Origin of the sequence: Burkholderia anthinoferrum (assembly GCF_002925705.1) — a bacterium.
GTDB classification, from domain to species: domain Bacteria; phylum Pseudomonadota; class Gammaproteobacteria; order Burkholderiales; family Burkholderiaceae; genus Burkholderia; species Burkholderia semiarida.
Genome location: NZ_LFZP01000032.1, coordinates 50,068 through 72,360, shown reverse-complemented (window position 1 = coordinate 72,360; position 22,293 = coordinate 50,068). Strand labels below are relative to the sequence as shown.

The following is a 22,293-nucleotide window of genomic DNA, read 5'->3' as shown; positions in this document are numbered from 1 at the left end:
GCATGCCGTCGCGGCTTTGCGTTGCGCTACCGGGACGCCACCGCCGTCCACAGCTTCGCCAGATCCGCCGACCCGTCGTTACCCTTCACCGTGCGCAGCACCTGGACCGCATGCGCCTTCTGGCCGGCCACGTAGTACGCCTCGCCGAGCCGCAGCCGCGCGGCATCGGGATGCTCGAGTCCGCCTTTCGCGATCACCTGCTCCATCATCGACAGCCCCTGCGCCGCATGGCCCGCGAACACCAGATTCATGCCGGCATCGATCGGCGCCACCGGGTTGGCGGCGTCCGCACCCGACTGCGCACGCTTGGCAGCCAGCGCCTGCAGCCGTTTCTCGCGCTCCGCCTGTGCATCCTTGCCCAGCACGCCGGACGCGAATCCCTGGTCGATCACCTGCCTGCCCTCGGCCGGCGTTCCCGCCACCAGCGCGAGCTGCGTCATCTCCATGTAGGCGTCGGCCGTCGTCAGCGAGCCCGTCGCCCTGCGCAACCGGTAGATGTCGAGGTCGAGCGACGACAGGTAACCGGGGCTGCCGCGAATGGCCGAGATCATGTCCTCCCAGTACGCGGGGCTCGGATGAAAAGCCACCAGCATGCCGAGCGCGTTGCGATAGGCAACGGCGTCCTTGCTCTTTTGCGCACAGGTCGCCAGCATCTGCAGCTGGCCCTCGTCCGGCGCGTGGCCGGCCTTCGCCTGTGCCTCCGTGCTCGCCTTCAACTGGCTCACGACCTGGCCGCAATCGTTCGACAGGTAATACGACTGCGTGAGCAGCGTGCGCATGTCCGGATCCGTGCCGCCCGCCTTCAGGTAGCGCTGGGCGACGCGGATCGCCTGCGGATAGTTCTTCTGCTGGAAGTAGATTCCCGCGAGCGCCGCCGTCGTCCGCTGCTCGTCCGCGCCCGACAGGCGCCCCGAGTTCAGCACGGTTTCGTAGGCCTGCGCGGCCACGCCGGTATCGCCGGCCGCCATCGCCGCCGCGCCGCGCGTCGCTTCCACCATGTAGGTTTCGTACGGCGTGCGGTTGGGCACGGCAGCCGCCTGCGCGATCTTGCCGAGCGCATCGCGATACTTGTGCGCGCGATACAGGTCCTGCGCCGCGGCCAGCGGCTTCGCCACGTCGGGCCGCAACGCGTCGGCCGCCCACGCCGGCCGGCCGAGCACGCAGGCCGCACCGAGCGCCGTCAGCGCCATCATCCGTTTCCATCGTCGCTGGTTCATCGGTCCGCCTGTCCCGTCATTGCATGAACTGCTCGTTTCCGATCAGGCCGATCTTCGTCGCGCCCACGCGCTGCGCGGACGCCAGTACGGCCGCCACGTCCTTGTACGGCGCCAGCTTGTTCGCCCGCAGATGGATCTCCGCCTGCACGGGCTCGTGCGCGACCGCCGTCAGCTTCGTCTCGAGTGCCGCGCGGTCCGGCACCGGCGCGCCGTTCCACGTCGTCGTACCGTCGAAGTCGATGTCGATCTGCACCACTTCCGGCGGCGTGGCGGGCGGCGGCGGGTTGCCCACCGGCAGGTCCATCTTCACCGAATGCATCTGGATCGGGATCGTAATGATCAGCATGATCAGCAGCACCAGCATCACGTCGATCAGCGGCGTGGTGTTGATGTCGACCATCACGTCCGGCTCGCCGCCGCTCCCGCCCGAAGGCACGTTCATTCCCATCGTCTGCTCCTGTCGATGCCTGATCTGATCCCATGCGTCGTCGTCAATCGGAATCGGCGCGTATGCCGTTCCCATGCAAGGCTAACCACCCCGCGCCGGCGGTTCCGTAATGAACGACACCTTCGCGATACCCGCTCGCTCGCACATCGTGACGACCCGGCCGATGAACTCGTAGCGCGTGTTCTGGTCGCCCCGTACGTGCACGCTCGGCTGCGGCTGCTGCTGCGACACACCCTTCAGCTTCGCGAGCAACGCCGACGCATCCACCCGTTGTTCGCCCCAGAAGAAATCGCCGTCGCGATTCACCGCGATCTCGACGCTCTTCGGCGTGGTCTGCAGCGGCTGCACGATCTCCTTCGGCAACTGCAGCTGGATCGTGTGCGTGACGACCGGAATCGTGATCAGGAAGATGATCAGCAACACCAGCATCACGTCGACGAGCGGCGTCGTGTTGATGTTCGCGATCACCTCGTCGCTTTCGTCCTGCCCGACGTTCATGCCCATCGCGCGCCTCCGTCAGCCGGTCAGTTCACGAGCGACGCGGCGGGCGACGGCGCGCGCACCGCGCGCTTGCTGCCGGCCAGCAGCACGGTATGCAGCTGGGCGCCGAAGTTGCGGACGCGTTCCATCACCGACTTGTTGCGCCGGACGAGGAAGTTGTAGCCAAGTACGGCAGGCACCGCGACCGCCAGGCCGATCGCCGTCATGATCAGCGCCTCGCCCACCGGGCCCGCGACCTTGTCGATCGATGCCTGGCCCGCGATCCCGATCGCCGTCAGCGCGTGATAGATCCCCCAGACCGTGCCGAACAGCCCGACGAACGGCGCGGTCGAACCGACCGTCGCCAGGAACGCGAGCCCGTCCTGCAGGCGGTTCGACACGTTCGTGATCGAGCGCTCGACGGACACGTCGATCCATGTGTTGCGGTCCACGGCTTCGAGCAGCGCCTCGTCGTGATGCTCGCCCGCCTCGATTGCCGTTTCGGCGATGAAGCGGAACGGCGACGCCTCGTCGAGCAGCTTCGCGCCCTCGGCCAGCGACGGCGCGCTCCAGAGCTGTGCGTCCGCGATTTTCGCGCGGCGGTTTGCGCGCAATTGCTCGACGAACTTCGTGATCATGATGTACCAGCTGCCCATCGACATGATCACGAGCAGGATCAGCACGAAGCGCGCGACGAAGTCGCCGTTCTTCCAGAGCGCGCCGAGCCCGTACGGATTCTCGACCGCTTCGGTCGTAGCAGGCGCCGGCGGCGGGGCCGGCTCGGCCGCGGAAGGCGCCTGCGTGGGCGCCGCGGCCTGTTGCGACGCGTCGGATGCCGCCGCGGATCCGCTCGCCTGCGCATAGGCGGGCTGCGGTGCAACGAGCCCGTCGATTGCAGCGACGGACATCAACAGGCTTGCCGCCAGCGCGGCCAGAGAACGCTTCGTCATACCCCACTCCAATTCTTTCGTTGAACTTACGATTAAGGTTCGAGCCGGTTTTCACCGGTCCGGCTCCCGCCGGACCGCCCACTGCATCAATTCAGGTTGAACGAGAACGGCACCTGCACCCGTACCGCCTGGCCTTGCGCCACGCATTTGAACCGCTTCACGGTGTTGTAGGCCGCACGATCGAGCACGGGGTCGGCCGACTGGGCCACGCGTTCGTTCGTGATGTTCCCTTCCGCATCCACGACGAACTCGATCGTCACGTCACCCGTGATGTTGTTTTCCTGCGCTTCCTTCGGGTACTGCATCGACGCGCGAATCGTGTCCGAATTCGGGCAGACGACACCTACTTCGTGACTGACCGGTTTGGCCGCCGGCGCGGGCGGTGCGATGACCGGCGCCTGCACGGCCGGTGCGGATGGCACCGGTGCCGACTGGTGCGTGATCGTCGCCTGCGGCGGCGCCTGCACCGGTACTTCCGGCGGCGGCACGAACGGCGGCGGCGGGGGCGCGAACTTCGGCGGCGGAAGCTTGACGACCGGCATCGGCGGGGGCGGCGGCGGCTTCACCGGCTCGATGATGCGGGTTTCGATCGGATGCTGGATCACCTGCACGACTTTCGTCGCGAGGCCGTTGAGCAATGCGTAGATCAGCACTGCATGCAACAGGAGGACGACTGCGATGCCGCCGAAACGGCGCACCGGATTCTGCTGCTTCTTGCCGAATTCCCGCGGACGGCCGAGCGTGGCCAGTCCGCTGTTCGAAGCAACCAGATGCTCTTCGACTTTCATGCCCACTATCCATCCCCCCAAGCGAATCGCCCAGTTTCGCGATGATGGCCGGCGCCGGAACCGGTCGGTTCCGCCTCCGCCTCAACCCGAAATTTCATTTTCAATGCAATTAGTAATCCGAATCGAAAGCATCGATTTCGGATCCGAATTCATTCAATTTCAAGGAATCGTTTCAACCACCGCGGGATAGCCGCCCTATCCGGCGTCCGCCCCGCACCAGCGCGTTCAGGCAATTGTCAGCTTCGTCGGCGCAGGCACGTTCTCGTATGACGATTGAATCTTCGTTACACGCCGACGTCAGCCAGGCCGTTCGTCTTGGGTGCAGAAGATAGCAAGGAAAAAATTTGGGCGTCAAACTTTATTTGATACCCAAATACAAAGTTTGGAGGCCTTACTCGAATAACAAGTTAGTAAGCTTCAACAAACATTTTCCATTAATTCGGTAATTATTTTGTAGGCTGTCGCACTAATTCAGTGCCTCTCATAAATAATCACCGATTTAGTGCGGCGCACTGCATTGGCGCGTCTGGAATGAGCGCCGCCGGATGCGTCTGGTTGTCTCATGCAAGGATGGAAGCCGATTGACCGTTGTCACGCGGAGCCAGGGCCCGTTGACGCGATATTCCGAGGATTTGCCCGCCGCATTTTTGCAAAGGATTCCAAATTAAAATAAGCAAACCTTCCTACTGGCATGGTTGAAATAATCGTCTGCACAACGAACCTATTTTCCGAAACCGGGTACCGCTGCGCCAGCGTGAATTCGTTGCCCGCCCCTCTGCGCGCACGGGCATCTCCACTTCACCGGGCCCGGTGGGAAAAATGCCCGCGCATGCGTCATCGATGCACGGCCGGCATCGCTCAGGACAGCATCATCCCCTGCATACGATGCGAGAAATGCGCGCGCTCGGCCGTCTCCATCAGCGCCAGGAATTCGTCCTGCATCATGTGGATCAGCGCTTCGTGGTCGCCGGCCTCGAAATAGACTTCCGGCTGCTGCGCGAGGTGTTCCTCGAGGAACGTCTTCATCCCGTACGCCATGCACACGGGCGGCAGCGCGCCCATGTCGCAATCCTTGAACAGGTCGCGCAATTCGACCTCCCGGGCGAGCACGAGATGGCGTCCCGTCTTCACCCAGAGATCCGACAGAAGCACGGCGTGCGTCGTCGGCAACACGGCGGCGACGTAGCCCTCGGCGTCCTCGAGGAGCACCGTTTTCGCGAGACGATCGCCGGGAATGTGCGCGGCGGCGGCCGTCTCCATGCTCGTATGGCTATAGGGGTGGTACACGACTTCGTACCGCGATGACTTCTGGCGCAGGCAATCCTGCAGGGTGGCTGAGACCGGCATGGCACACCTCGTCTGGGCGAATCGGGCGAACGGCGTTCGCTCCGGATTCGTTCAGCATAGGTCGCATTCCGGCCCAATGGAAACACCCCTCGCACGCCCCCCGCCCCCGGGCCGGCGCCTATCGTTTTCACCCGCTCCCCTGCCTTCGCCGGCATGCGAAATCCGGACCCGGCATAGGCCGGCGCCTCCTCGTTTCCTGTAGACGAATTCCACGCGGATCGGCCGTGGACGCGAAGCGCCCGGCAATTCGCCGATGTCTGGAAGCTCGACCGTTAGTTGCGTTTTTAAGGAAGCCAGCGGGATATCGGCCGGGATGCGCGGGTCATGAAGCGCCCCCGCCCAATGCCCGCCATCCCGCCGGCAAACCACGCCGCCAAGGGCTTTCCCGCTGCCCTATACTGACCTGGCCGCCCACTATCCGAGGCGGAAACCGATTCCTGGAGCGATCATGCATTACCAGTTGATCTACGAACTCGTCGACGATTACCTGTCGCGCCGCGAACCGCTTCGTGCGGAGCATCTCGCGCTCGCGCAGGCGGCGACCGAGCGCGGCGAACTCGTGCTCGCCGGTGCGCTGGCCGACCCGGCCGACCAGGCCGTGCTCGTGTTCGAAGGCGATTCGCCGGAAGCGGCCGAATCGTTCGCGCGCGCCGATCCGTACGTGCAGAACGGCCTCGTGAAATCGTGGCGCGTGCGGCCGTGGCGCGTCGTGGTCGGCAAGCACGCGCCGCGTCCGGCGTGACGCCGCCCTACAGCCACCCCGCCCGCTTGAAACGCCACCACAGCGCGAGGTCGGCGGCGGCCATCACCGCGATGCAGCCGTAGAACCCGTATTTCAGGTGCAGTTCGGGCATGTTCGCGAAGTTCATCCCGTAGATGCCGGCGATCATCGTCGGTATCGCGAACAGCGCGGCGAACGAGCCGAGCCGCTTGGTCACCTCGTTCTCCGCGAGCGAAATCATTCCGAGGTTGACCTGGATCGCCGTGACGACCATCTCGCGCCGCCCTTCGATCGTTTTCACGATCCGCTGCAAATGGTCGTACACATCGCGGAAGTAGGCCGCCATCCCGCTGCAGACTTGCGGAACACGCCCGCCGGTGAGCTTCGCGAGCGGCTCCATCAGCGGCGCCGTGTGCTGGTACAGCAGCACGAGCCGGCGTTTCAGCGAATAGAGATCCTCGATGATCGCGCGCGACGACGCCGGCGTGGCCTTCGCGAAGATGCGGTCCTCGAGTTCCTCGAGTTCGGTGCCGAGCGTTTCGAGGATCGGGAAATACCGGTCGACGACCTGGTCCATCAACGCGTAGAACACGAACGCCGACCCCTCCCGCAGCAGATGCGGCTCCCGCTCGCAACGCTTGCGCACGTCGCGGAAATCGTGCTCGGTATGGTTGCGGATCGACAGCACGTAATTCGGGCCGACGAACACGTTCAATTCGCCGACCTTGAATTCGCCGTCCTCGTCGAGTTCGACCGTATGCAGCACCGCGAACAGCGAATCGCCGTATTCCTCGATCTTCGGCCGCTGATGGCCCTTGCGCGCATCCTCGAGCGCCAGCTCGTGCAACCCGAATTCCTCGCCCATCAGGTCGATTTCCTCGGGCGTCGGATCCTTCAGCGCGACCCATACGAAGCATTCGGGCTTCGACACGTAATCGCTGATGGCGTCGATGTCGATATCGGCCAGCTTGCGGCCGTCCTGGTAAGCAGCACAGTTGATCAGCATGTTGTTCACGATATTGCGGTTTGCGCATCAGTTTACCGGTTTGCTGCACGGACGGGCCCGCTTGCGCGGCACGCCGATATTGGTCATGATCGGGCTGCGTGCACCGCAGCACGCGCCCCGGGCGCTTCGACAGGCTCGCCGGGCCTGCATTGCGCACTGCACAACGGCCGCGCGCCCCAACCGTCAAGGAGACAGACCTATGTGGTATTTCTCGTGGATACTCGGCATCGGCGTGGCGCTCGGCTTCGGCATCATCAACGCGATGTGGCTGGAAGCGGAAGTGTTCTCGCGCGGCGACAAGCGCGGCGACACGTCCGGCCAGCGGTCGGGGAGCCGGCATTCGTGACGCACCTGGTGTTCTTCTGCGGTCACGCCGGCACCGGCAAGACCACGCTTGCGAAGCGGCTCATCGGGCCGCTGATGCGCGCGACCGGCCAAGCGTTCTGCCTGCTCGACAAGGACACGCTGTACGGCCGCTACAGTGCGGCCGCGATGGGGGCGCTCACCGACGATCCGAACGACCGCGACAGCCCGCTCTACCTGAAGCACCTTCGCGATGCCGAATACCAGGGCCTGCTCGACACGGCCCGTGAAAATCTCGCGCTCGGCATCGGCGCGCTCGTCGTCGGCCCGCTGTCGCGCGAAGTGCGCGACCGGCGCATCCTCGATCGCGCGTGGCTCGGCATCGCGCCGGACGTCACGCTGACGGTCGTCTGGGTCCATACGTCGGAAGACGTCGCGCACCAGCGGATCGTCGCGCGTGCGAACCCGAACGATGCGTACAAGCTCGCGCACTGGGACGAATACCGGCAGCGCCGCTTCGTGCCGACTGGCCGCGAATGCGACGGCATCGTGATGTTCGACAACACCGCGCCGTCCGACGCGGACATCGACGCGCTGCTGTACCGCATCGTGCCGCCGCCGCAACCGGCGACGATGGTCCCGCCGCTGCCGGCCTGATCGCGCGCCCCCGGCGCCCTTCCTCTTCTCGCCCAAAAAACAACGCCGGAAGCGCTGCTGCGCTCCCGGCGTCGTACGGCCCTCGTGCCAGTGTCTGGCGAATCGTCTGGTAACTACTGTCTGGCAACCGCGGTCAGGCAACCGCGTGCATGCGCTCCATCGTGCCGCCGTCGTAAAGCTTGCCGAAACGATTCGACAGGAACGCCTTCAGCGACACCTTCTCCTGCGGGATGAAACCGCTCTGCGGCAGCTTCTTTTCGCGGAACAGATCCAGCACCGCGCACATCGCGCCGGCCGTCGTGATCTGGATCGCGCTCATGTGCATCCCGCACACGTCCTTCGCGAAGATCTTGCGCGTGAACACGTCCTGAACCAGTTGGCCGTCCTTCACGCCCGTCACCGTGACGAACACGAGCACGACGTCCTGCTTCGTCGACGGCACCGCGCGGCGCATGATCGACTTCAGCGTGTCGCGGTCGGTCGACAGGCGCAGGTCTTCCAGCAGGAACTGGACGAGTTCGCGGTGGCCCGGGTAGCGCACCGACTTGTAGTCGAGCGTCTCGACCTTGCCCGACAGCGTCTCGCACAGCGTGCCGAGGCCGCCCGACGTGTTGAACGCTTCGTATTCGGTGCCGTCGAGCGAGAAGTGTTCGAGGCCTTCGAGCGGCTGCACCCACTGCTTGCGGCCGTCGCGGATCGCTTCGCACGGCTGGCAGTATTCGTTGATCAGGCCGTCGACGCTCCACGTCAGGTTGTACTTCAGCGCGTTGGTCGGATATTCGGGCAGCGCGCCGACGCGCATCTTCACGTCGCGCACTTCGCTGAAGCCGTTCACGAGTTCGTGCGCGGCGATGCCGATGAAGCCCGGCGCGAGGCCGCATTGCGGCATGAACGCGCGGTCGGAGCCGTCGGCCAGTTCGCGGATCGCATGGGTGGCGCGCACGTCTTCGGTCAGGTCGAAGTAATGAACGCCGGCCGCCTTCGCGGCCGCGGCCACGTTGACCGCGAGGTAGTAAGGCAGCGCGTTGACGAGCGCATCGAAGCCCTTCACCGCTTCGCGAATCGCGTTCGCGTCGGCCGAATCGACCCGTTGCGTCGCGATGCCTTCGCGCGACAGCTTCGCGAGCGCATCCGCGTCGCGGTCGAACGCGACGACTTCGTAGTCGCCGGTTTCGCGCAGCATGTGAGCAATGGTGTGGCCGATCAGACCTGCGCCGACGATGGCGATTTTCATGCGCTTATCTCCTGATGATGGGTTTGGTGTTGTGAACGGCGTTGAGCCAATGAACACAGTGTAGGGACGCGCAAAATCAGTTCCAAGACGAAGAATGATGCGAAACGACCGATAATTTCGACGTTATGACGATAAATTTCGTCGAAACGACCGATTCACATAAAAATCGCGTATAGCAGATGTCGCACGCCGGCCGTTGGCGGCCGCGCATTGCGAGGATGAAGACGACGCACGGCGTCGCACCGGACGCACGAACCGCACATGCATCGGGTACGACACGCCGGTCGAAGCTGAATACGAAAGGAGATTCTGGAAAGAAGCGCGCGAGGCGCGAAAGGACAACGGCGGGGGCCCGTGACGATCACGAAGGACAGCGAAGGCCGATACGAATGCGTGCGGGCAGGTACCTCGACTTCAATCCGGGCAGCCGTGACGCAGCGACGCCCGCGCGGCGCCGCATCCAACAGGTCAGCCGCCGATCGTTCCGCGATCGATCTTGCGCGACAGGATGATCGACGTCGTCGTGCGCTCGACGCCTTCGAGCGTGCCGATCTGGTCGAGCAGGTCGTTGAGCCGCTCCGGCGAATCGGCGCGCAGCCACGCGACGTAGTCGTACTCGCCGCTCACCGCGCACAGCAGCTGGACTTCCGGCATCCGGTCGAGCTTGCGCAATACGTCCTTGCCGAACTTCGGCGTGAGGATGATGCCGACGTACGCATAGATACTCGCGTCGAGCACGTCCTGCCCGAGTCGCACGCTGTACCCGGCGATCACGTTGGTGCGTTCGAGCCGCGCGATGCGCGCGACGACCGTCGTGCGCGCCACGTCGAGCTGGCGCGCGAGATCGGCGACGCTGGCGCGCGCATCGGCTTGCAGCAGCGCGACGAGTTGCCGGTCGAGATCGTCGAGTTGGTCGAGACGGGGTGGACGCATGACGCTGAGCCGGCGCGCGATGTGCCGGCGGAGTGGAAAGTGACGCGATGATAGCGCCGAACGCCGGCGCGCCCAACCGGCATCGCCCGGATTCGCACCTTCGATTTCGATTCGTATCGGATGTAAGCAAGTGTCGCATTCACTGCCGCGCGGCAGGCAACGTGCTACTAATAACGGGCGACGCGAGAGGCGCGCTGGCGGCGATGGCCGCCGCGCCCGCTCGCCAGACACCACCCCGGAGAGCCAACCATGAAGAAAATCTCGCTCACCCTCGCTACGCTCGCCGTTGCAGCCAGCGCCTTCGCGCAAACCCCGGCACAGCCGCAAGCGCCGGCAACGACGGCCGCGGCGTCGGCGCCGAGCGCCGAGCAGCGCGCGGCGCGCCACGAAGCGCGCATCGAGCAGCGCATCAAGTACCTGCACGACCAGTTGAAGATCACGTCGGCGCAGGAGCCGCAATGGAAGACGTTCGCCGACACGATGCGCGACAACGGCGCAACGATGGGCCGCCTCTACAGCGAACGGATGGCCAAACACGACGTGTCCGCGATCGACGACATGAAGCAGTACGCGGAACTGTCGCAGGCGAACGCCGACGGCGCGAAGAAGCTCGCCGACGCATTCGCGCCGCTCTACGAGAGCTTCCCGGCCGAGCAGAAGGCGCTGGCCGACACGACGTTCCGCAGTTGGCTGCACCACGGCGGCGAGCACCGCGGCAAGGGCAAGACGAAGGGCAAGGAAGGCAACGCAGCCGCCGCGCCGGCCGCGAGCGCGCAGCCCTGACACCTTCCCCGCCGGCGCCGTGCCGGCCCACCCGGGCCGAACGGCGCCGCGCGTCGATCGGCGACCGGCGCGTCACACGGCGCGCCGAATTCGGGATAAGCTCCCGGCTTTTCCCGCTTTCCCGCCCCTCCCCGCCATGCTCGAACTCAAGCAACTCGATCTGCGTACCGATCCGCAGGCCCGTCGCGTCGTCAAGGACGAAACCGTCGCCGTGTCCTTCGCGGACGCCGACGGCGAACTGATGAGCCTCGAAGGCCCGAACCGTTATGTGACGGGCGACGCATTGATCACCGGCTCGACCGGCGACCGCTGGGTCGTGTCGCGCGCACGTTTCGACGCCAAATACCTGCCCGCCGATCCGGCGCTCGCGCACGGCACGCCGGGCGCCTACCGCAACCGGCCGGCCGTCGTGCTCGCGCGCCGGATGGACGAGCCGTTCACGATCGCCCGCTCGGAAAACGGCGACACGCTGCGCGGCGTCGCCGGCGACTGGGTGATGCAATACGCGCCGGGAGACTACGGCGTCGTGCAGGCGCAGCGCTTCGCGCAGGTCTACCGCGACGCGTGACGCACCGCGCCGGCCCGCGGCCGGCGCCGCCGCTCACGCAAAGTCTTCGTCGAGTTCGAGTTCCGCGTCGCGCTCGACGGCCTCGCCGGCCGCGTGCCGCTCTTCGAGCGAGCCGAGCATCGCTTCCGTATACGCATGCAGCACCGCATGGCTGCGCGCGCGCTGCATCGGTTTGAGCGCCAGGTAGCGCGCGAGCGCGGCCGGCACGATCCGGATGTCCAGCGTCATCCGCTTCGGCGTCGCGCCGAAACGCATCGCGAGCCACTGCACGGACAGGAATCGCCCGCGTTCGTCGCTGTTTTCGACAAAGCGCGTCTGCTCCGGAAAGAGTTCGCAGATCACGCGCGCAAGCGCGTCGAATTCCGCGCTCGGGCATTCGATCAGATAGTCGTCCATTGCGTCTCTCCGGTCAGGCCGTCGCACGCGACGGCCGGCACGTCTTCACCAGCACAGCCACCAGGATCGCGGCCAGCACGAAATACGCGGCCTCGACCCACGCGACCGGCAGCACGCGCACCTGGTACAGCAGCGTGGGCGTCGCCGCGAGCGCATGCAGCACGATCGCGAGCGGCAACACGGCGATGCGGCCGGCACGCACGCCGCGCCACATCAGCACCGACAGCGCCAGTTGCACCGCGAACGCCGCGCAGCGTTCGAGCAGCAACAGCAGGATCGACTGGGCCGACAGCGTCGCGAGCATCATGTGCAGCCGCACCACGGTGTCGACCGGCAGGTCCGACAACTGCGTCTCGAGCTGGCCGCGGCTCGCGAGCCACGCGAGATACGACCACTGCCCCCACACGAGCACGCCGACGAACCACGCCTCGGCGCCGCCGTGACCGATCCCGTAGCCGATCCCGCGGCCGTCGCCGGCCGATGCGCCATAGCGGCGGTTCAGCACGCGCATGCCGAGATAGCGGCCGATTTCCTCGAATACGGCGGTCGCGAGCGCGCTGTACGCGACGAACGCGAGCGGCTGCGTCAGCCAGCCGTCCTCGGGCGTGCGGCTCAGCACGAGCCCGTGGAACGCGCGCTCGACGATCATGGCAAACAGCGTGAAGACGGCGACGCCGACGATCGTGTCGCGGCGATTGAGCACGAGCGGCTTGCGCAGGATGCGGTAGAGGACGAGCGGCAGCAGCGCGATGATCAGCGTGGCGGCGATCAGCGCCGCCAGCGTGACGGGAGCGACAGTCATGGAGTTCCTTGTTCGAGGCAGCGCACCTGGCGCGCTGCGTGCCCCGAATGATACTCAGCTTGCGGTCGACGCGCGCGCGATCAACTCGCCGGGCAGCATCGCGACGCGCACGTCGCCCGCCGCGCCGTCGATCCGCTCGTGCACGAATTCGACGGCCTTGTAGCCGATTTCGTAGGTCGGCTGACGGATCGTCGTGATGCCGATCAGCTCGGCCCATTCCGGATCGTCGATCGACAGCAGCGCCGCCTGCTGCTGCCATGCGGCGCCGAAGCGCGCGCGCAGGTGGCGCGCGATCGCCAGCGCGACGGGCGCATTCGCGGCGAACAGCGCCGCGCGCACGCCGCGCCGAGCCGCATCGTCGATGCGCGCATCGACGTCGGCGAGCGCCGCCGCGGCCGCGCCAGGCTCGTTCAGGTCGAGCACGACCGTCGACGGCACCGCCAGCCCGCGCGCCGCCAGCGCCGCGCGGAACGCGGCCTCGCGCACGCGCCGCGAGCTCACGTGCTCGAACGGCTGCACGACGAAATGGATCGCGTCGAAGCCCTGTGCGACCAGATGCGCGAGCGCCGTCTCGATCGCATCGGTATTGTCGAGGCCGATCAGGTCGGCCTCGAAGCCCTCGACCGTCCGATCGACGAGTACGGCCGGAATGCCCGCGCCGCGCAGCGGGCGCAGCACGTCTTCCTCGGCGCCGAGCGCGTTGACGATCAGCCCTTCGACGCGGTAGGTCGTGAGCAGTTGCAGGAAGCGGCGCTCCATCTCGACTTCGTTCGCCGCGTGACAGATGAGCGGCATGTAGCCGAGCGCATGGCACGCGGCCTCGACGCCCTGCAGCACTTCGACGGTGTAGGGATTGGTCAGGTCGGCCGCGAGCATGCCGAGCAGCCGGTTGCGGCCGCGCTTGAGCCCGCGCGCCATCTGGTTCGGCCGGTAGTTGAGCCGCGCGATCGCCGCCTCGATCCGCTGGCGCAGATCGACCGACAGCACATGCGTCTCGCCGTTCAGGTAGCGCGAAACGCTGGTCTTGCCCGTGCCGGCCTCGCGCGCGACGTCGCTGATCGTCGCCGGACGCGTCGTGGAAGATTGCGAATCGGTCACTGTCGTGCCTCGCGACGTACGATCCGCGCCGCTTCGTGAGCAGACGGACCATTGTTGTTGGAAACGTAAGCCAGCCGGCGGCCTCCCCTGTCCTGGCGCGTCGGCGCCTGCGCCGGCCCGGTGCTTCACGCTCGAGCAGCGCCCGCCAATGGCGTTACAGCAGTCGGCCGCACCGGACCTGGCGCGGAAGCCCGTCGCGCGACGCCGCCGGCCGCGTGGCCGGCCGTCGATGCGACGAGCGCGGGCGATCATAACGCAGCCAGCCCTCGGGCACCAAGACCATCGACTCTAACCGCGCAGGGCGGTTATCGCAGGCGGCTCAGGCGTGCGCCAGCGCATCCGGGTTGACGAGATTCGCGCGCAGCGTGCCGGCCAGCGCGCCGACCAGGTTTTCCGCCGCGCAGCGCGCCATCGCATGGCGCGTCTCGTGCGTCGCCGAGCCGATATGCGGCAGCGCGACCACGTTCTTCATCCGCAGCAGCGGCGAATCGGCCGGCAGCGGCTCCTTCTCGAACACGTCGAGCCCCGCGCCGCGGATCGTCCCCGCACGCAGCGCGTCGATCAGCGCGGCCTCGTCGACCACCGGCCCGCGCGACGCGTTGATCAGGATCGCGCCGCGCTTCATCTTCGCGAACTCGGGCGCGCCGATCAGATGGCGCGTGTCGGGCGACAGCGGCACTTGCAGACACACGAAATCCGACTGCGCGAGCAACTCGTCGAGCGTCACGCGCCGGGCGCCGTACTGCGTCTCGGCCTCGGCATGCGCGGACCGGTTCGCGTACAGCACCTGCATCCGGAAGCCGAGCGCCGCGCGGCGCGCGACCGCGCCGCCGATGCGCCCGAGCCCGACGATGCCGAGCGTCTTGCCCTGCACGTCGGTGCCGTACAGGTCGGGGCCGATGCTGCGATGCCAATGGCCGGCTTTCACCCACTCGGCGAGCTCGACCACGCGCCGCGCGGAGGCCAGGATCAGTGAAAACACCGTATCGGCCGTCGACTCGGTCAGCACGTCGGGCGTATGCGCGAGCACGATGCCGCGCCGCGTGAAATCGGCGACGTCGAAGTTGTCGTAGCCGACCGAGATCGTCGACCACGCCTTCAGCCGCGGCGCACGGTCGAGCATCTGCGGCGTGATCTTCAGGCTCGCGCCGATCGCGCCGTCGGCGTCGCCGAGCGCGGCGGCGAGCGCGTCGGCGCCGTCGCCGTGCACGACGTCCGCATGCTCGCGCAGGTACGCGAGAACGTCATCGGGCAGCGGCTTGTACGCGACGATACGGGGCTTCATCGTTTCATTTTCCTTGCAGCGGCGCGGCGAGCGGATGCGCATCGCGCGCCTGGGGTTTGACGGACAGCGTGAGGATCACCGCGGCGACGAGCGCGGCGCTCATGAACGCGTACGACGCGACGGGCGACCCGGTCGCGCCGTTCAGGTAGCCGACGAAGTACGAGCCGACGAACGAGCCGAGCGCGCCCATGCTGTTGATCAGCGCCATCGCGCCGCCCGCGACGTTCTTCGGCAGCAGTTCCGGCACGATCGCGAAGAACGGGCCGTACGGCGCATACATCGCGGCACCCGCGACGACCAGCAGCGCATACGAGATCCAGAAATGCGACGAGCCGAGCGCGTACGACGCGGCGAACGCGGCCGCGCCGACCAGCAGGAACGGCCACACGAAGCCGCGACGCGAGCCGACCTTGTCGGACGCCCACGACGCGGCGAGCATCGCGATCGTCGCCGCGAGGTACGGCAGCGCGGACAGCCATCCGGTCGCGACCATCCCGAGGTCGGAACCGTTCTTCACGATCGACGGCAGCCACAGCACGAAGCCGTACACGCCGATGCTCCAGCAGAAATACTGCGCGCACAGCTTGATCACGGCCGGCGAGCGGAACGCCTCGCCATAGTTGCGCACCGGCTTGATCGCCGCCTGCTCGGCCGCGAGCGCGGCGTCGAGGTCGCGCTTTTCCTGTGCGTTGAGCCACGGCGAATCGGCCGGCTTGTCCTGCACGAGGCACCACCAGCACACGGCCCAGATGACGGCCGGGATGCCTTCGGCGATGAACATGTGGCGCCAGCCGAATTCATGCACGAGATAACCCGACACGATCGACATCCACAGCACCGTGACCGGGTTGCCGAGGATCAGGAACGTGTTCGCGCGCGAGCGCTCGTTCTTCGTGAACCAGTTGCTGATGTAGATCAGCATCGCCGGCATCACGGCCGCCTCGACGACGCCGAGCACGAAGCGGATCGCCATCAGCGACGGGATGTTGCTGACCACGCCGGTCAGGGCCGCGCAGCCGCCCCACAGCACGAGGCTCGCGAACACGAGCTTCTTCACGCTGCGGCGTTCCGCATAGATTGCGCCGGGGATCTGGAAAAAGAAGTAGCCGAGGAAGAACAGCGCACCGATCAGCGACGACAGGCCCTTGCTGATCCCGAGATCCTGGTTGATGCCGGCCGCCGCCGCGAACCCGTAGTTCGCGCGATCGAGGTAGGCGAGGCTGTACGTGATGAAGACGATCGGCATGATCGTCCACCACCGACGGGCTGCGAGATTGGCTGCCATGTGAGTGTCTCCGTATATGGACCGGAGTGGACGCGCTGGCGCCTGCCCGGCCTCGAACAAAACTGCTGTGCGTCGCGCACGAAATGGATCCGCGGATTGTGCCGTGTCCGGCCTCTCATTGCGCGGTGATGGTTTCCTCTAAGCGATCGGCGTCATTGCTGACATTTTCGAGCCGGTCGAGCGCGTCGCGGGTCGGCAACCCTTCCGAGTCGCCGATCACCTGGATCGCGAGCGCACCGATCCGGTTGCCGCGCGCGACCGCCTGCTCGACGCTGCGGCCTTCGAGCAGCGCGCTGACCACGCCGACCGCGAAGCCGTCGCCGGCGCCCACCGTATCGACGACCTTTTCAACGCGCTCGCCGGCAACGATGCCTTCGCGGCCGTCGGCCGTGCGGAAATACGCGCCCTGCTCGCCGAGCTTGATCACGACGCCGCGCGCGCCCTGCGCGAGATAGAAGCCCGCGATGTCGGCCGGCGTGTCGTGCCCGGTGAGCTGCCGCCCTTCGGCGAGGCCCGGCAGCACCCAGTCGGCGAGCGTCGCGAGCGCATTCAGCGTCTTCGCCATCACGTCGGCGGACGGCCACAGCGTCGGGCGCAGGTTCGGATCGAACGAGATCGTCTTGCCGGCCGCCCGCATCTCGCGTGCGAGCCGGAATGCCAGTTCGCACGACGTCGCCGAGATCGCCGGCGCGACGCCAGTCAGGTGCAGATGGCGCGCGCCGAGCACGTAGTCGGCCACGTAGTCGTCGCACGACAGGTGGCTCGCGGCCGAACCCTTGCGGAAATATTCGACGGTCGGGTCGCTGCCGTCGTCGTTGCGCGACTTCAGCTGGAAACCGGTCGGGTAACGCGGGTCGACGGTCACGCACGACGCGTCGATGCCCTCGCGTGCCAGCGTGTCGAGCACGTAGCGGCCGAACGAATCGCTACCGACCCGGCTCATCCAGCCGACCCGGAAGCCGAGCCGCGACAGGCCGACCGCGACATTCAGATCGGCGCCGGCGATCCGCTTCGCGAATTGCCCGGCGTGCGCGAGGTGGCCGGGCTCCGTCGCGACGAACATCGCCATCGCTTCACCGTAGGTCACGACATCGAGTGCTGCTTTCATGACTGAACTCCTCAGGATCCTGCTGCCGTCACGCGGTCGCGAGCCACGCGACGCGCCGGCACGCATCGCCGGCCAGGTCGGCCGCGTCGAACGGGAACTCGATGCCGCGCGGCGCATGCCGCGGCAGCGCCGCGAGCACGCCGGTCACGAGCGCATCGTCCGGCGCCGGCGCGACGGCGAAACGACGCGCGCCCTCGCCTTCGATGGTCTTGCAATGAATGTATTCCACGTGCGGCGCGAGCACCTGTGCGCAGTCGAGCGGCGCTTCGCCGCGCCACAGCCAGTTGCCGATGTCGAACGTCATGCCGAGCGCCTCGCGCATGCCGGCATCGGCCAGCGCATCGAACAGCGCGCGGAACTGCTCGAGCGCGCCGCCGACCTCGAGCTGGCCGTTTTCCACCACCACGCGAGCCCGCGCGCCGCGCGACAGCGCGACGATCTCGGCCGCGTGCGCGTCGCCCGCGAAGCCGCCGAGCTGCAATTTCACGAAGCGCGCGCCGAGCGCATCGGCTTGCGCGAGCGCGTCGCGCAAAGCGTCGGCATCGAGCGCGCCCGTTTCCGTATACAGCGAGTCCGGGGTCGAATAGACCGACCACAGTCCGTGGCCGGCGATCTGCGCGCCGAGCGCGGCCAGCGCGCCGGGCGCCGTGTCGCCGTCCGACGCGAACAGTTCGCGCCGCACCTCGAACCCGGTCGCACCGGATGCCGCCACGGTCGCGATGAATGCACTGTGGCCCTCCTGGCGCACCCAGTCCATCCCGAATGCGCTCGCCACGATCACGATGTCTGCCATGTTGCCCTTTTTCAACCGGAATGGAACCGGTTCCATTTGCTTGAGACGGATGGTGCGCTTCGCTTCAGACCCACGCCATAGAGGAAATCCCTAAGGCCCGCTGGTCACACGAATACGCGCCCGAACGCATGCAACACCTGTTCCCGGCGCAGCGTCGAGCGTCTATGCGAGGCCCTGCGCGAGGCTCATTTCGAGGAATTGCGCGGCGATTCGCGACGGCGCGCCGCCGTGCGGCACGAGAATGGAGAAATGCCGCGTGAGCGGCGCGGGCGCCAGCGAGCGCGGCACGAGCGCCGCATCCTCGTGACGCAGCGACATCGCGGACACGAACCCGACGCCCATTCCCGCGCGCACGGCTTCCTTCACGGCCTCGACCCCGGCGATCTCGAACGCGACGCGCATCGGCGCGCCGCCGTGCGCGAACGCGCGCTCGACGAGCTGCCGCACCGCGGAGCCCGCCTCGCGCAGCACGAGCGGATGCGCGGCGAGCGCATCGAGCGTCACGCCCGCGTCGTGGCCAGGCGCCGCGAGCGGATGGCCGGCCGGCACGATCGCGACGATCTCGTCCTCGTGCCACGCGTGCACGGCCGTACCCGGCGGCAGCGCCTCGCCGGGCGGCCCTTCGATCAGCGCGATGTCGAGCGACGGCAGCGCCGCGACCACGTCGGCCGTATTGCCGCTCATCGTCTGGATCGACACGCGCGGCGCGCGCGGCTGGAACGCCGCGATCAGGTACGGCAGCAGGTAGCTCGCGGGCGTCGTGCTCGCGCCGATGCGCAGCGTGCCGGCTTCCAGCCCGCGCACCGCGTCGCGAAACGCACGCGCCTGCGCGAACGTGTCGCGCTGCGCCTTCGCGTACTGCGCGAGCTGTTCGCCGACCGGCGTCAGGCGGATGCCGCGGCCGTCGCGCTGGTACAGCGGCTCGCCGAACTCGTCCTGCAGCAGCCGCAACTGGCCCGACACGGCAGGCTGCGACAGATGCAGCGCCACGGCGGCGCGGCTGATGTTCAAATGCTCGGCGACGGCGGCGAACGTTATCAGTTGATCCGGGGTCATGGCGATGAATTATCGGCTTTCCGGATAGTTTACGTCACAAATCACAATTTTTCATATCGATATAACGAAATTAGGATTACACCATCGCCACACGCTCCATCACGGTGCCCCCATGTCCACTGCTCCGACTCCCCATCTCAGCCATGCCGCGCCATCGATGCGCGGCCAGTTGAACGGCGTGCTGTTCGTCGCGCTGTTCGCCGCCGCCGTCACGAGCCTGTCCGAGCTCCCCGCGATCGCGGGGCTCGGCCTGTCGCCGCTGATCGTCGGCATCGTCGCTGGCGCGCTGTACGGCAACGCGTTGCGCGACGGCATGCCGGCCAGTTGGGCGGCCGGCGTCAATTTCTCCGCGCGCAAGCTGCTGCGCATCGCGGTCGCGTTCTTCGGCCTGCGCGTGAGCCTGCAGGAAATCGCGCAGGTCGGGCTGCCGGGCCTCACGGTATCGGTGCTGGTCGTCGTCAGCACGCTCGCGATCGGCACCTGGGTCGGCATGAAGCTGATGAAGCTCGACCGCGACGCCGCGCTGCTGACCGCCGCCGGCAGCGCGATCTGCGGCGCCGCCGCCGTGCTCGCGTTCGAGTCGACGCTGCAGTCGAAGCCGCACCAGAGCGCGATGGCCGTGGGCAGCGTCGTGCTGTTCGGGACGCTGTCGATGTTCCTGTATCCGCTCGCCTATCACGCCGGTCTGCTGAACCTCGATCCGGCGGGCCTCGGCCTGTTCTTCGGCGGCACGATCCACGAAGTCGCGCAGGTGGTCGGCGCGGCGAGCGACATCAGCCCGGAGGTCGTGCGCGTCGCGACGATCGTCAAGATGACGCGCGTGATGCTGCTCGTGCCAGTGCTGCTCGCGCTCGGCTGGTGGCTCGCCCGGTCGGCGCATGACGCGGCCGGCGGCACGCAAGGCAGGCGCAAGGTGGCGGTGCCGTGGTTCGCGCTCGGCTTCCTCGGCTTCGTGATCGTCAATTCGCTGAACGTGCTGCCGGCGGACGTCACGCACACGCTGAACGTGCTCGATACCTTCGCGCTGACGATGGCCATGACCGCACTCGGCATCGAGACGCGCGTCGCGCAGATCCGCGCGGCCGGCCCGCGAGCGCTGATGACCGGCCTGATCCTGTACGTGTGGCTGATCGTCGGCGGCTACGGCGTCACCTGGGCCGTGCAGCACTGGCTTGGCTGAGCCGCACGTCCGCGACGGTTCGCGCGCCGCGCCCGACGGGAGAGTCCCGCGGGCGCGGCGCGGTGCTATGCTTCGCGTCGTTTTCCATCGCCCCCTTTCAGCCGTGCTCTCGTTCCTGCTGAAGCTGCGCACTCGCGCCCGAACGCTGCTCCGCCTGTCGGACGCCCATACGATGCTGATCTGGTCGGCCATCGTCGGCGTCGGCGGCGCCTTCGCGACGATCGCGTTCCGCGAAGGCATCGATCTGATGCAGCGCCTGATCTCGGGGCACAGCGGCAGCTTCGTGCAGATGGCCAGGAGCCTGCCGTGGTACGTGCGGTTCTGGATGCCGGCCGCGGGCGGCTTCCTCGCCGGCTGCGTGCTGCTCTTCGCGACGCGCGGCGACAAGGAGGCAGCCAAGACCGACTACATGGAATCGGTCGCGCTCGGCAACGGCGTCGTGCCCGTGCGCCAGAGCCTGTGGCGCAGCGTGTCGTCGCTGCTGACGATCGGCAGCGGCGGCTCGATCGGCCGCGAAGGCCCGATGGTGCAGCTTGCGGCGCTCGCCGCGTCGCTCGTCGGCCGCTTCGCGCACTTCGACCCGCCGCGCCTGCGCCTGCTGGTCGCGTGCGGGGCGGCGGCCGGCATCACGTCCGCGTACAACGCGCCGATCGCCGGCGCCTTTTTCGTGTCGGAGATCGTGCTCGGCACGATCGCGATGGAGAGCTTCGGGCCGATGGTCGTCGCATCGGTCGTCGCGAACATCGTGATGCGCGAATTCGCCGGCTACCGGCCGCCGTACGAGATGCCGGTGTTTCCGGCCGTGACCGGCGCCGAGGTGCTGCCGTTCGTCGTGCTCGGCGCGCTGTGCGGCGTGCTCGCGCCGCAGTTCCTGCACCTGCTCGACGCGTCGAAGACGCAGTTCAAGCGGCTGCCGGTGCCGCTGCCCGTGCGGCTCGCGCTCGGCGGCCTCGTCGTCGGCGTGATCTCGGTATGGATTCCGGACGTGTGGGGCAACGGCTACAGCGTCGTGAACCACATCCTCCATTCGCCGTGGACCTGGCAGGCGCTCGTCGCGGTACTCGTGTTCAAGGTGATCGCGACCGCCGCGACCGCCGGCTCGGGCGCGATCGGCGGCGTGTTCACGCCGACGCTGTTCGTCGGCGCCGTGTTCGGCTCGCTGTTCGGGCTCGCGATGGACGCGCTGTGGCCCGGCCATACGTCGGCCTATTTCGCGTACGCGATCGTCGGGATGGGCGCATTCATGGCGGGCGCCACGCAGGCGCCGCTGATGGCGATCCTGATGATCTTCGAGATGACGCTGAGCTATCAGGTCGTGCTGCCGCTGCTGGTGTCGTGCGTGTTCGCGTATTTCGTCGCGCGCGCGACGGGCACGACGTCGATGTACGACATCACGCAGCATCACTACCAGGACGCGCAGGAGCGGCAGCGGCTGCGCACCACGCAGATGCGCACGCTGATCCAGCCCGCGCAGACGGTCGTGCCGCTCACCGCGAGCGTCGCCGACATGACGCGCGTGTTTCTCGAATATCCGGTGAAGTACCTGTACGTGACCGACGACGCCGGGCGCTTTCGCGGCGCGGTCGCGCTGAAGGACATCACGTCGGACCTGCTCGACAAGCGCGACACGGCCGACAAGACGGCCGCGCACTACGCGCATACGCCGTTTCCGCTGCTCACGCCCGACATGCCGCTCGCGACCGCGCTCGAACGCTTCATGGCGTTCCAGGGCGAACGGCTGCCGGTGATCGAGAGCGAAGCCGAGCCGACGCTCGCGGGCGTCGTCTACAAGACGTCGCTGCTCGATGCGTACCGGCGGATGACCGGCGAGCGCTGACGCGCGCCGCCGCACCGC

General features: G+C 67.3%; 24 protein-coding genes. 7 read left to right on the top strand and 17 right to left on the bottom strand.

The annotated features are described in order from the left end of the window. Positions 1 to 26: 26 nt before the first annotated feature. The 6 genes from C5F75_RS09740 to C5F75_RS09715 form a co-directional block, all read right to left on the bottom strand. Positions 27 to 1,217: a tetratricopeptide repeat protein gene (locus C5F75_RS09740; protein WP_059583413.1), complete on the bottom strand. Its 1,191-nt coding sequence runs from the start codon at positions 1,215 to 1,217 to the stop codon at positions 27 to 29. 16 nt (positions 1,218 to 1,233) lie between these two features. Continuing rightward, positions 1,234 to 1,665: an ExbD/TolR family protein gene (locus C5F75_RS09735; protein WP_059583519.1), complete on the bottom strand. Its 432-nt coding sequence runs from the start codon at positions 1,663 to 1,665 to the stop codon at positions 1,234 to 1,236. An 81-nt stretch (positions 1,666 to 1,746) separates the two neighbouring features. Next, positions 1,747 to 2,169: an ExbD/TolR family protein gene (locus C5F75_RS09730; RefSeq protein WP_059583415.1), complete on the bottom strand. Its 423-nt coding sequence runs from the start codon at positions 2,167 to 2,169 to the stop codon at positions 1,747 to 1,749. A 20-nt stretch (positions 2,170 to 2,189) separates the two neighbouring features. Then, positions 2,190 to 3,095 carry a MotA/TolQ/ExbB proton channel family protein gene (locus tag C5F75_RS09725; RefSeq protein WP_059583417.1) on the bottom strand — a complete coding sequence of 302 codons (906 nt, stop codon included), beginning with the start codon at positions 3,093 to 3,095 and terminating at the stop codon, positions 2,190 to 2,192. Between the two features lie 86 nt (positions 3,096 to 3,181). Beyond that, a complete protein-coding gene (locus tag C5F75_RS09720) occupies positions 3,182 to 3,883 on the bottom strand; it encodes an energy transducer TonB (RefSeq protein WP_059583418.1) in 702 nt (233 codons plus the stop codon). An 858-nt stretch (positions 3,884 to 4,741) separates the two neighbouring features. Continuing rightward, on the bottom strand, positions 4,742 to 5,230 hold the full coding sequence (locus tag C5F75_RS09715; RefSeq protein ID WP_104012125.1) for an aminoacyl-tRNA deacylase: 489 nt from the start codon (positions 5,228 to 5,230) through the stop codon (positions 4,742 to 4,744). A gap of 448 nt (positions 5,231 to 5,678) precedes the next feature. Between C5F75_RS09715 and C5F75_RS09710 the strand changes: the two genes are divergently transcribed. Beyond that, positions 5,679 to 5,972, top strand: coding sequence for a YciI-like protein (locus tag C5F75_RS09710; protein ID WP_059583421.1), 294 nt, complete (start codon positions 5,679 to 5,681; stop codon positions 5,970 to 5,972). 7 nt (positions 5,973 to 5,979) lie between these two features. Here the strand turns inward: C5F75_RS09710 and corA are convergent, their stop codons facing one another. Next, on the bottom strand, positions 5,980 to 6,957 hold the full coding sequence (corA, locus tag C5F75_RS09705) for a magnesium/cobalt transporter CorA (RefSeq protein ID WP_059583422.1): 978 nt from the start codon (positions 6,955 to 6,957) through the stop codon (positions 5,980 to 5,982). A gap of 199 nt (positions 6,958 to 7,156) precedes the next feature. Here corA and cydX point away from each other — a divergent pair, with 199 nt between their 5' ends. Together cydX and C5F75_RS09695 are read left to right on the top strand one after the other, a co-directional pair. Continuing rightward, entirely contained in the window at positions 7,157 to 7,303 is a 147-nt protein-coding gene (cydX, locus tag C5F75_RS09700; protein WP_063892434.1) for a cytochrome bd-I oxidase subunit CydX, read from the top strand. Beyond that, complete coding sequence (locus C5F75_RS09695; protein ID WP_059583424.1) at positions 7,300 to 7,917, top strand: AAA family ATPase; 618 nt, start codon at positions 7,300 to 7,302, stop codon at positions 7,915 to 7,917. The genes cydX and C5F75_RS09695 overlap by 4 nt, the downstream gene beginning before the upstream one ends. Before the next feature lie 133 nt (positions 7,918 to 8,050). Here the strand turns inward: C5F75_RS09695 and C5F75_RS09690 are convergent, their stop codons facing one another. Continuing rightward, complete coding sequence (locus C5F75_RS09690; protein WP_059583425.1) at positions 8,051 to 9,151, bottom strand: saccharopine dehydrogenase family protein; 1,101 nt, start codon at positions 9,149 to 9,151, stop codon at positions 8,051 to 8,053. Between the two features lie 468 nt (positions 9,152 to 9,619). Continuing rightward, positions 9,620 to 10,084 (bottom strand): Lrp/AsnC family transcriptional regulator, encoded by a 465-nt coding sequence (locus C5F75_RS09685; RefSeq protein ID WP_006481526.1) that lies wholly within the window; start codon positions 10,082 to 10,084, stop codon positions 9,620 to 9,622. Between the two features lie 249 nt (positions 10,085 to 10,333). Here C5F75_RS09685 and C5F75_RS09680 point away from each other — a divergent pair, with 249 nt between their 5' ends. Together C5F75_RS09680 and C5F75_RS09675 are read left to right on the top strand one after the other, a co-directional pair. Beyond that, the gene (locus tag C5F75_RS09680; RefSeq protein ID WP_059583427.1) at positions 10,334 to 10,867 is read left to right on the top strand and encodes a Spy/CpxP family protein refolding chaperone; all 534 of its coding nucleotides are present in this window, start codon (positions 10,334 to 10,336) and stop codon (positions 10,865 to 10,867) included. Between the two features lie 136 nt (positions 10,868 to 11,003). After that, positions 11,004 to 11,435 (top strand): PGDYG domain-containing protein, encoded by a 432-nt coding sequence (locus tag C5F75_RS09675; RefSeq protein ID WP_059583428.1) that lies wholly within the window; start codon positions 11,004 to 11,006, stop codon positions 11,433 to 11,435. Positions 11,436 to 11,468: 33 nt separating this feature from the next. Here C5F75_RS09675 and C5F75_RS09670 read toward each other — a convergent pair whose 3' ends face one another. The 8 genes from C5F75_RS09670 to C5F75_RS09635 all read right to left on the bottom strand — a co-directional run bounded on the left by C5F75_RS09670 (position 11,469) and on the right by C5F75_RS09635 (position 19,258). Further along, on the bottom strand, positions 11,469 to 11,831 hold the full coding sequence (locus C5F75_RS09670; RefSeq protein ID WP_059583430.1) for a DUF3022 domain-containing protein: 363 nt from the start codon (positions 11,829 to 11,831) through the stop codon (positions 11,469 to 11,471). Positions 11,832 to 11,844: 13 nt separating this feature from the next. Beyond that, positions 11,845 to 12,633: a YhfC family intramembrane metalloprotease gene (locus C5F75_RS09665; protein ID WP_059583432.1), complete on the bottom strand. Its 789-nt coding sequence runs from the start codon at positions 12,631 to 12,633 to the stop codon at positions 11,845 to 11,847. A 54-nt stretch (positions 12,634 to 12,687) separates the two neighbouring features. After that, positions 12,688 to 13,731 (bottom strand): LacI family DNA-binding transcriptional regulator, encoded by a 1,044-nt coding sequence (locus tag C5F75_RS09660; protein WP_059583434.1) that lies wholly within the window; start codon positions 13,729 to 13,731, stop codon positions 12,688 to 12,690. 319 nt (positions 13,732 to 14,050) lie between these two features. After that, entirely contained in the window at positions 14,051 to 15,016 is a 966-nt protein-coding gene (locus C5F75_RS09655) for an NAD(P)-dependent oxidoreductase (RefSeq protein WP_104012245.1), read from the bottom strand. 4 nt (positions 15,017 to 15,020) lie between these two features. Continuing rightward, positions 15,021 to 16,301, bottom strand: a complete 1,281-nt coding sequence (locus C5F75_RS09650) for an MFS transporter (protein WP_059583435.1) — start codon at positions 16,299 to 16,301, stop codon at positions 15,021 to 15,023. A 115-nt stretch (positions 16,302 to 16,416) separates the two neighbouring features. Further along, the gene (locus tag C5F75_RS09645) at positions 16,417 to 17,409 is read right to left on the bottom strand and encodes a sugar kinase (RefSeq protein ID WP_059583437.1); all 993 of its coding nucleotides are present in this window, start codon (positions 17,407 to 17,409) and stop codon (positions 16,417 to 16,419) included. Positions 17,410 to 17,437: 28 nt separating this feature from the next. Continuing rightward, complete coding sequence (locus C5F75_RS09640; protein ID WP_059583439.1) at positions 17,438 to 18,202, bottom strand: sugar phosphate isomerase/epimerase family protein; 765 nt, start codon at positions 18,200 to 18,202, stop codon at positions 17,438 to 17,440. A 162-nt stretch (positions 18,203 to 18,364) separates the two neighbouring features. Beyond that, the gene (locus C5F75_RS09635) at positions 18,365 to 19,258 is read right to left on the bottom strand and encodes a LysR family transcriptional regulator (protein ID WP_059583441.1); all 894 of its coding nucleotides are present in this window, start codon (positions 19,256 to 19,258) and stop codon (positions 18,365 to 18,367) included. A gap of 112 nt (positions 19,259 to 19,370) precedes the next feature. Here C5F75_RS09635 and C5F75_RS09630 point away from each other — a divergent pair, with 112 nt between their 5' ends. Together C5F75_RS09630 and C5F75_RS09620 are read left to right on the top strand one after the other, a co-directional pair. Next, a complete protein-coding gene (locus tag C5F75_RS09630; protein WP_059583443.1) occupies positions 19,371 to 20,438 on the top strand; it encodes a YeiH family protein in 1,068 nt (355 codons plus the stop codon). A gap of 103 nt (positions 20,439 to 20,541) precedes the next feature. Next, a complete protein-coding gene (locus C5F75_RS09620) occupies positions 20,542 to 22,275 on the top strand; it encodes a ClcB-like voltage-gated chloride channel protein (RefSeq protein WP_196485203.1) in 1,734 nt (577 codons plus the stop codon). Positions 22,276 to 22,293: the final 18 nt, after the last annotated feature.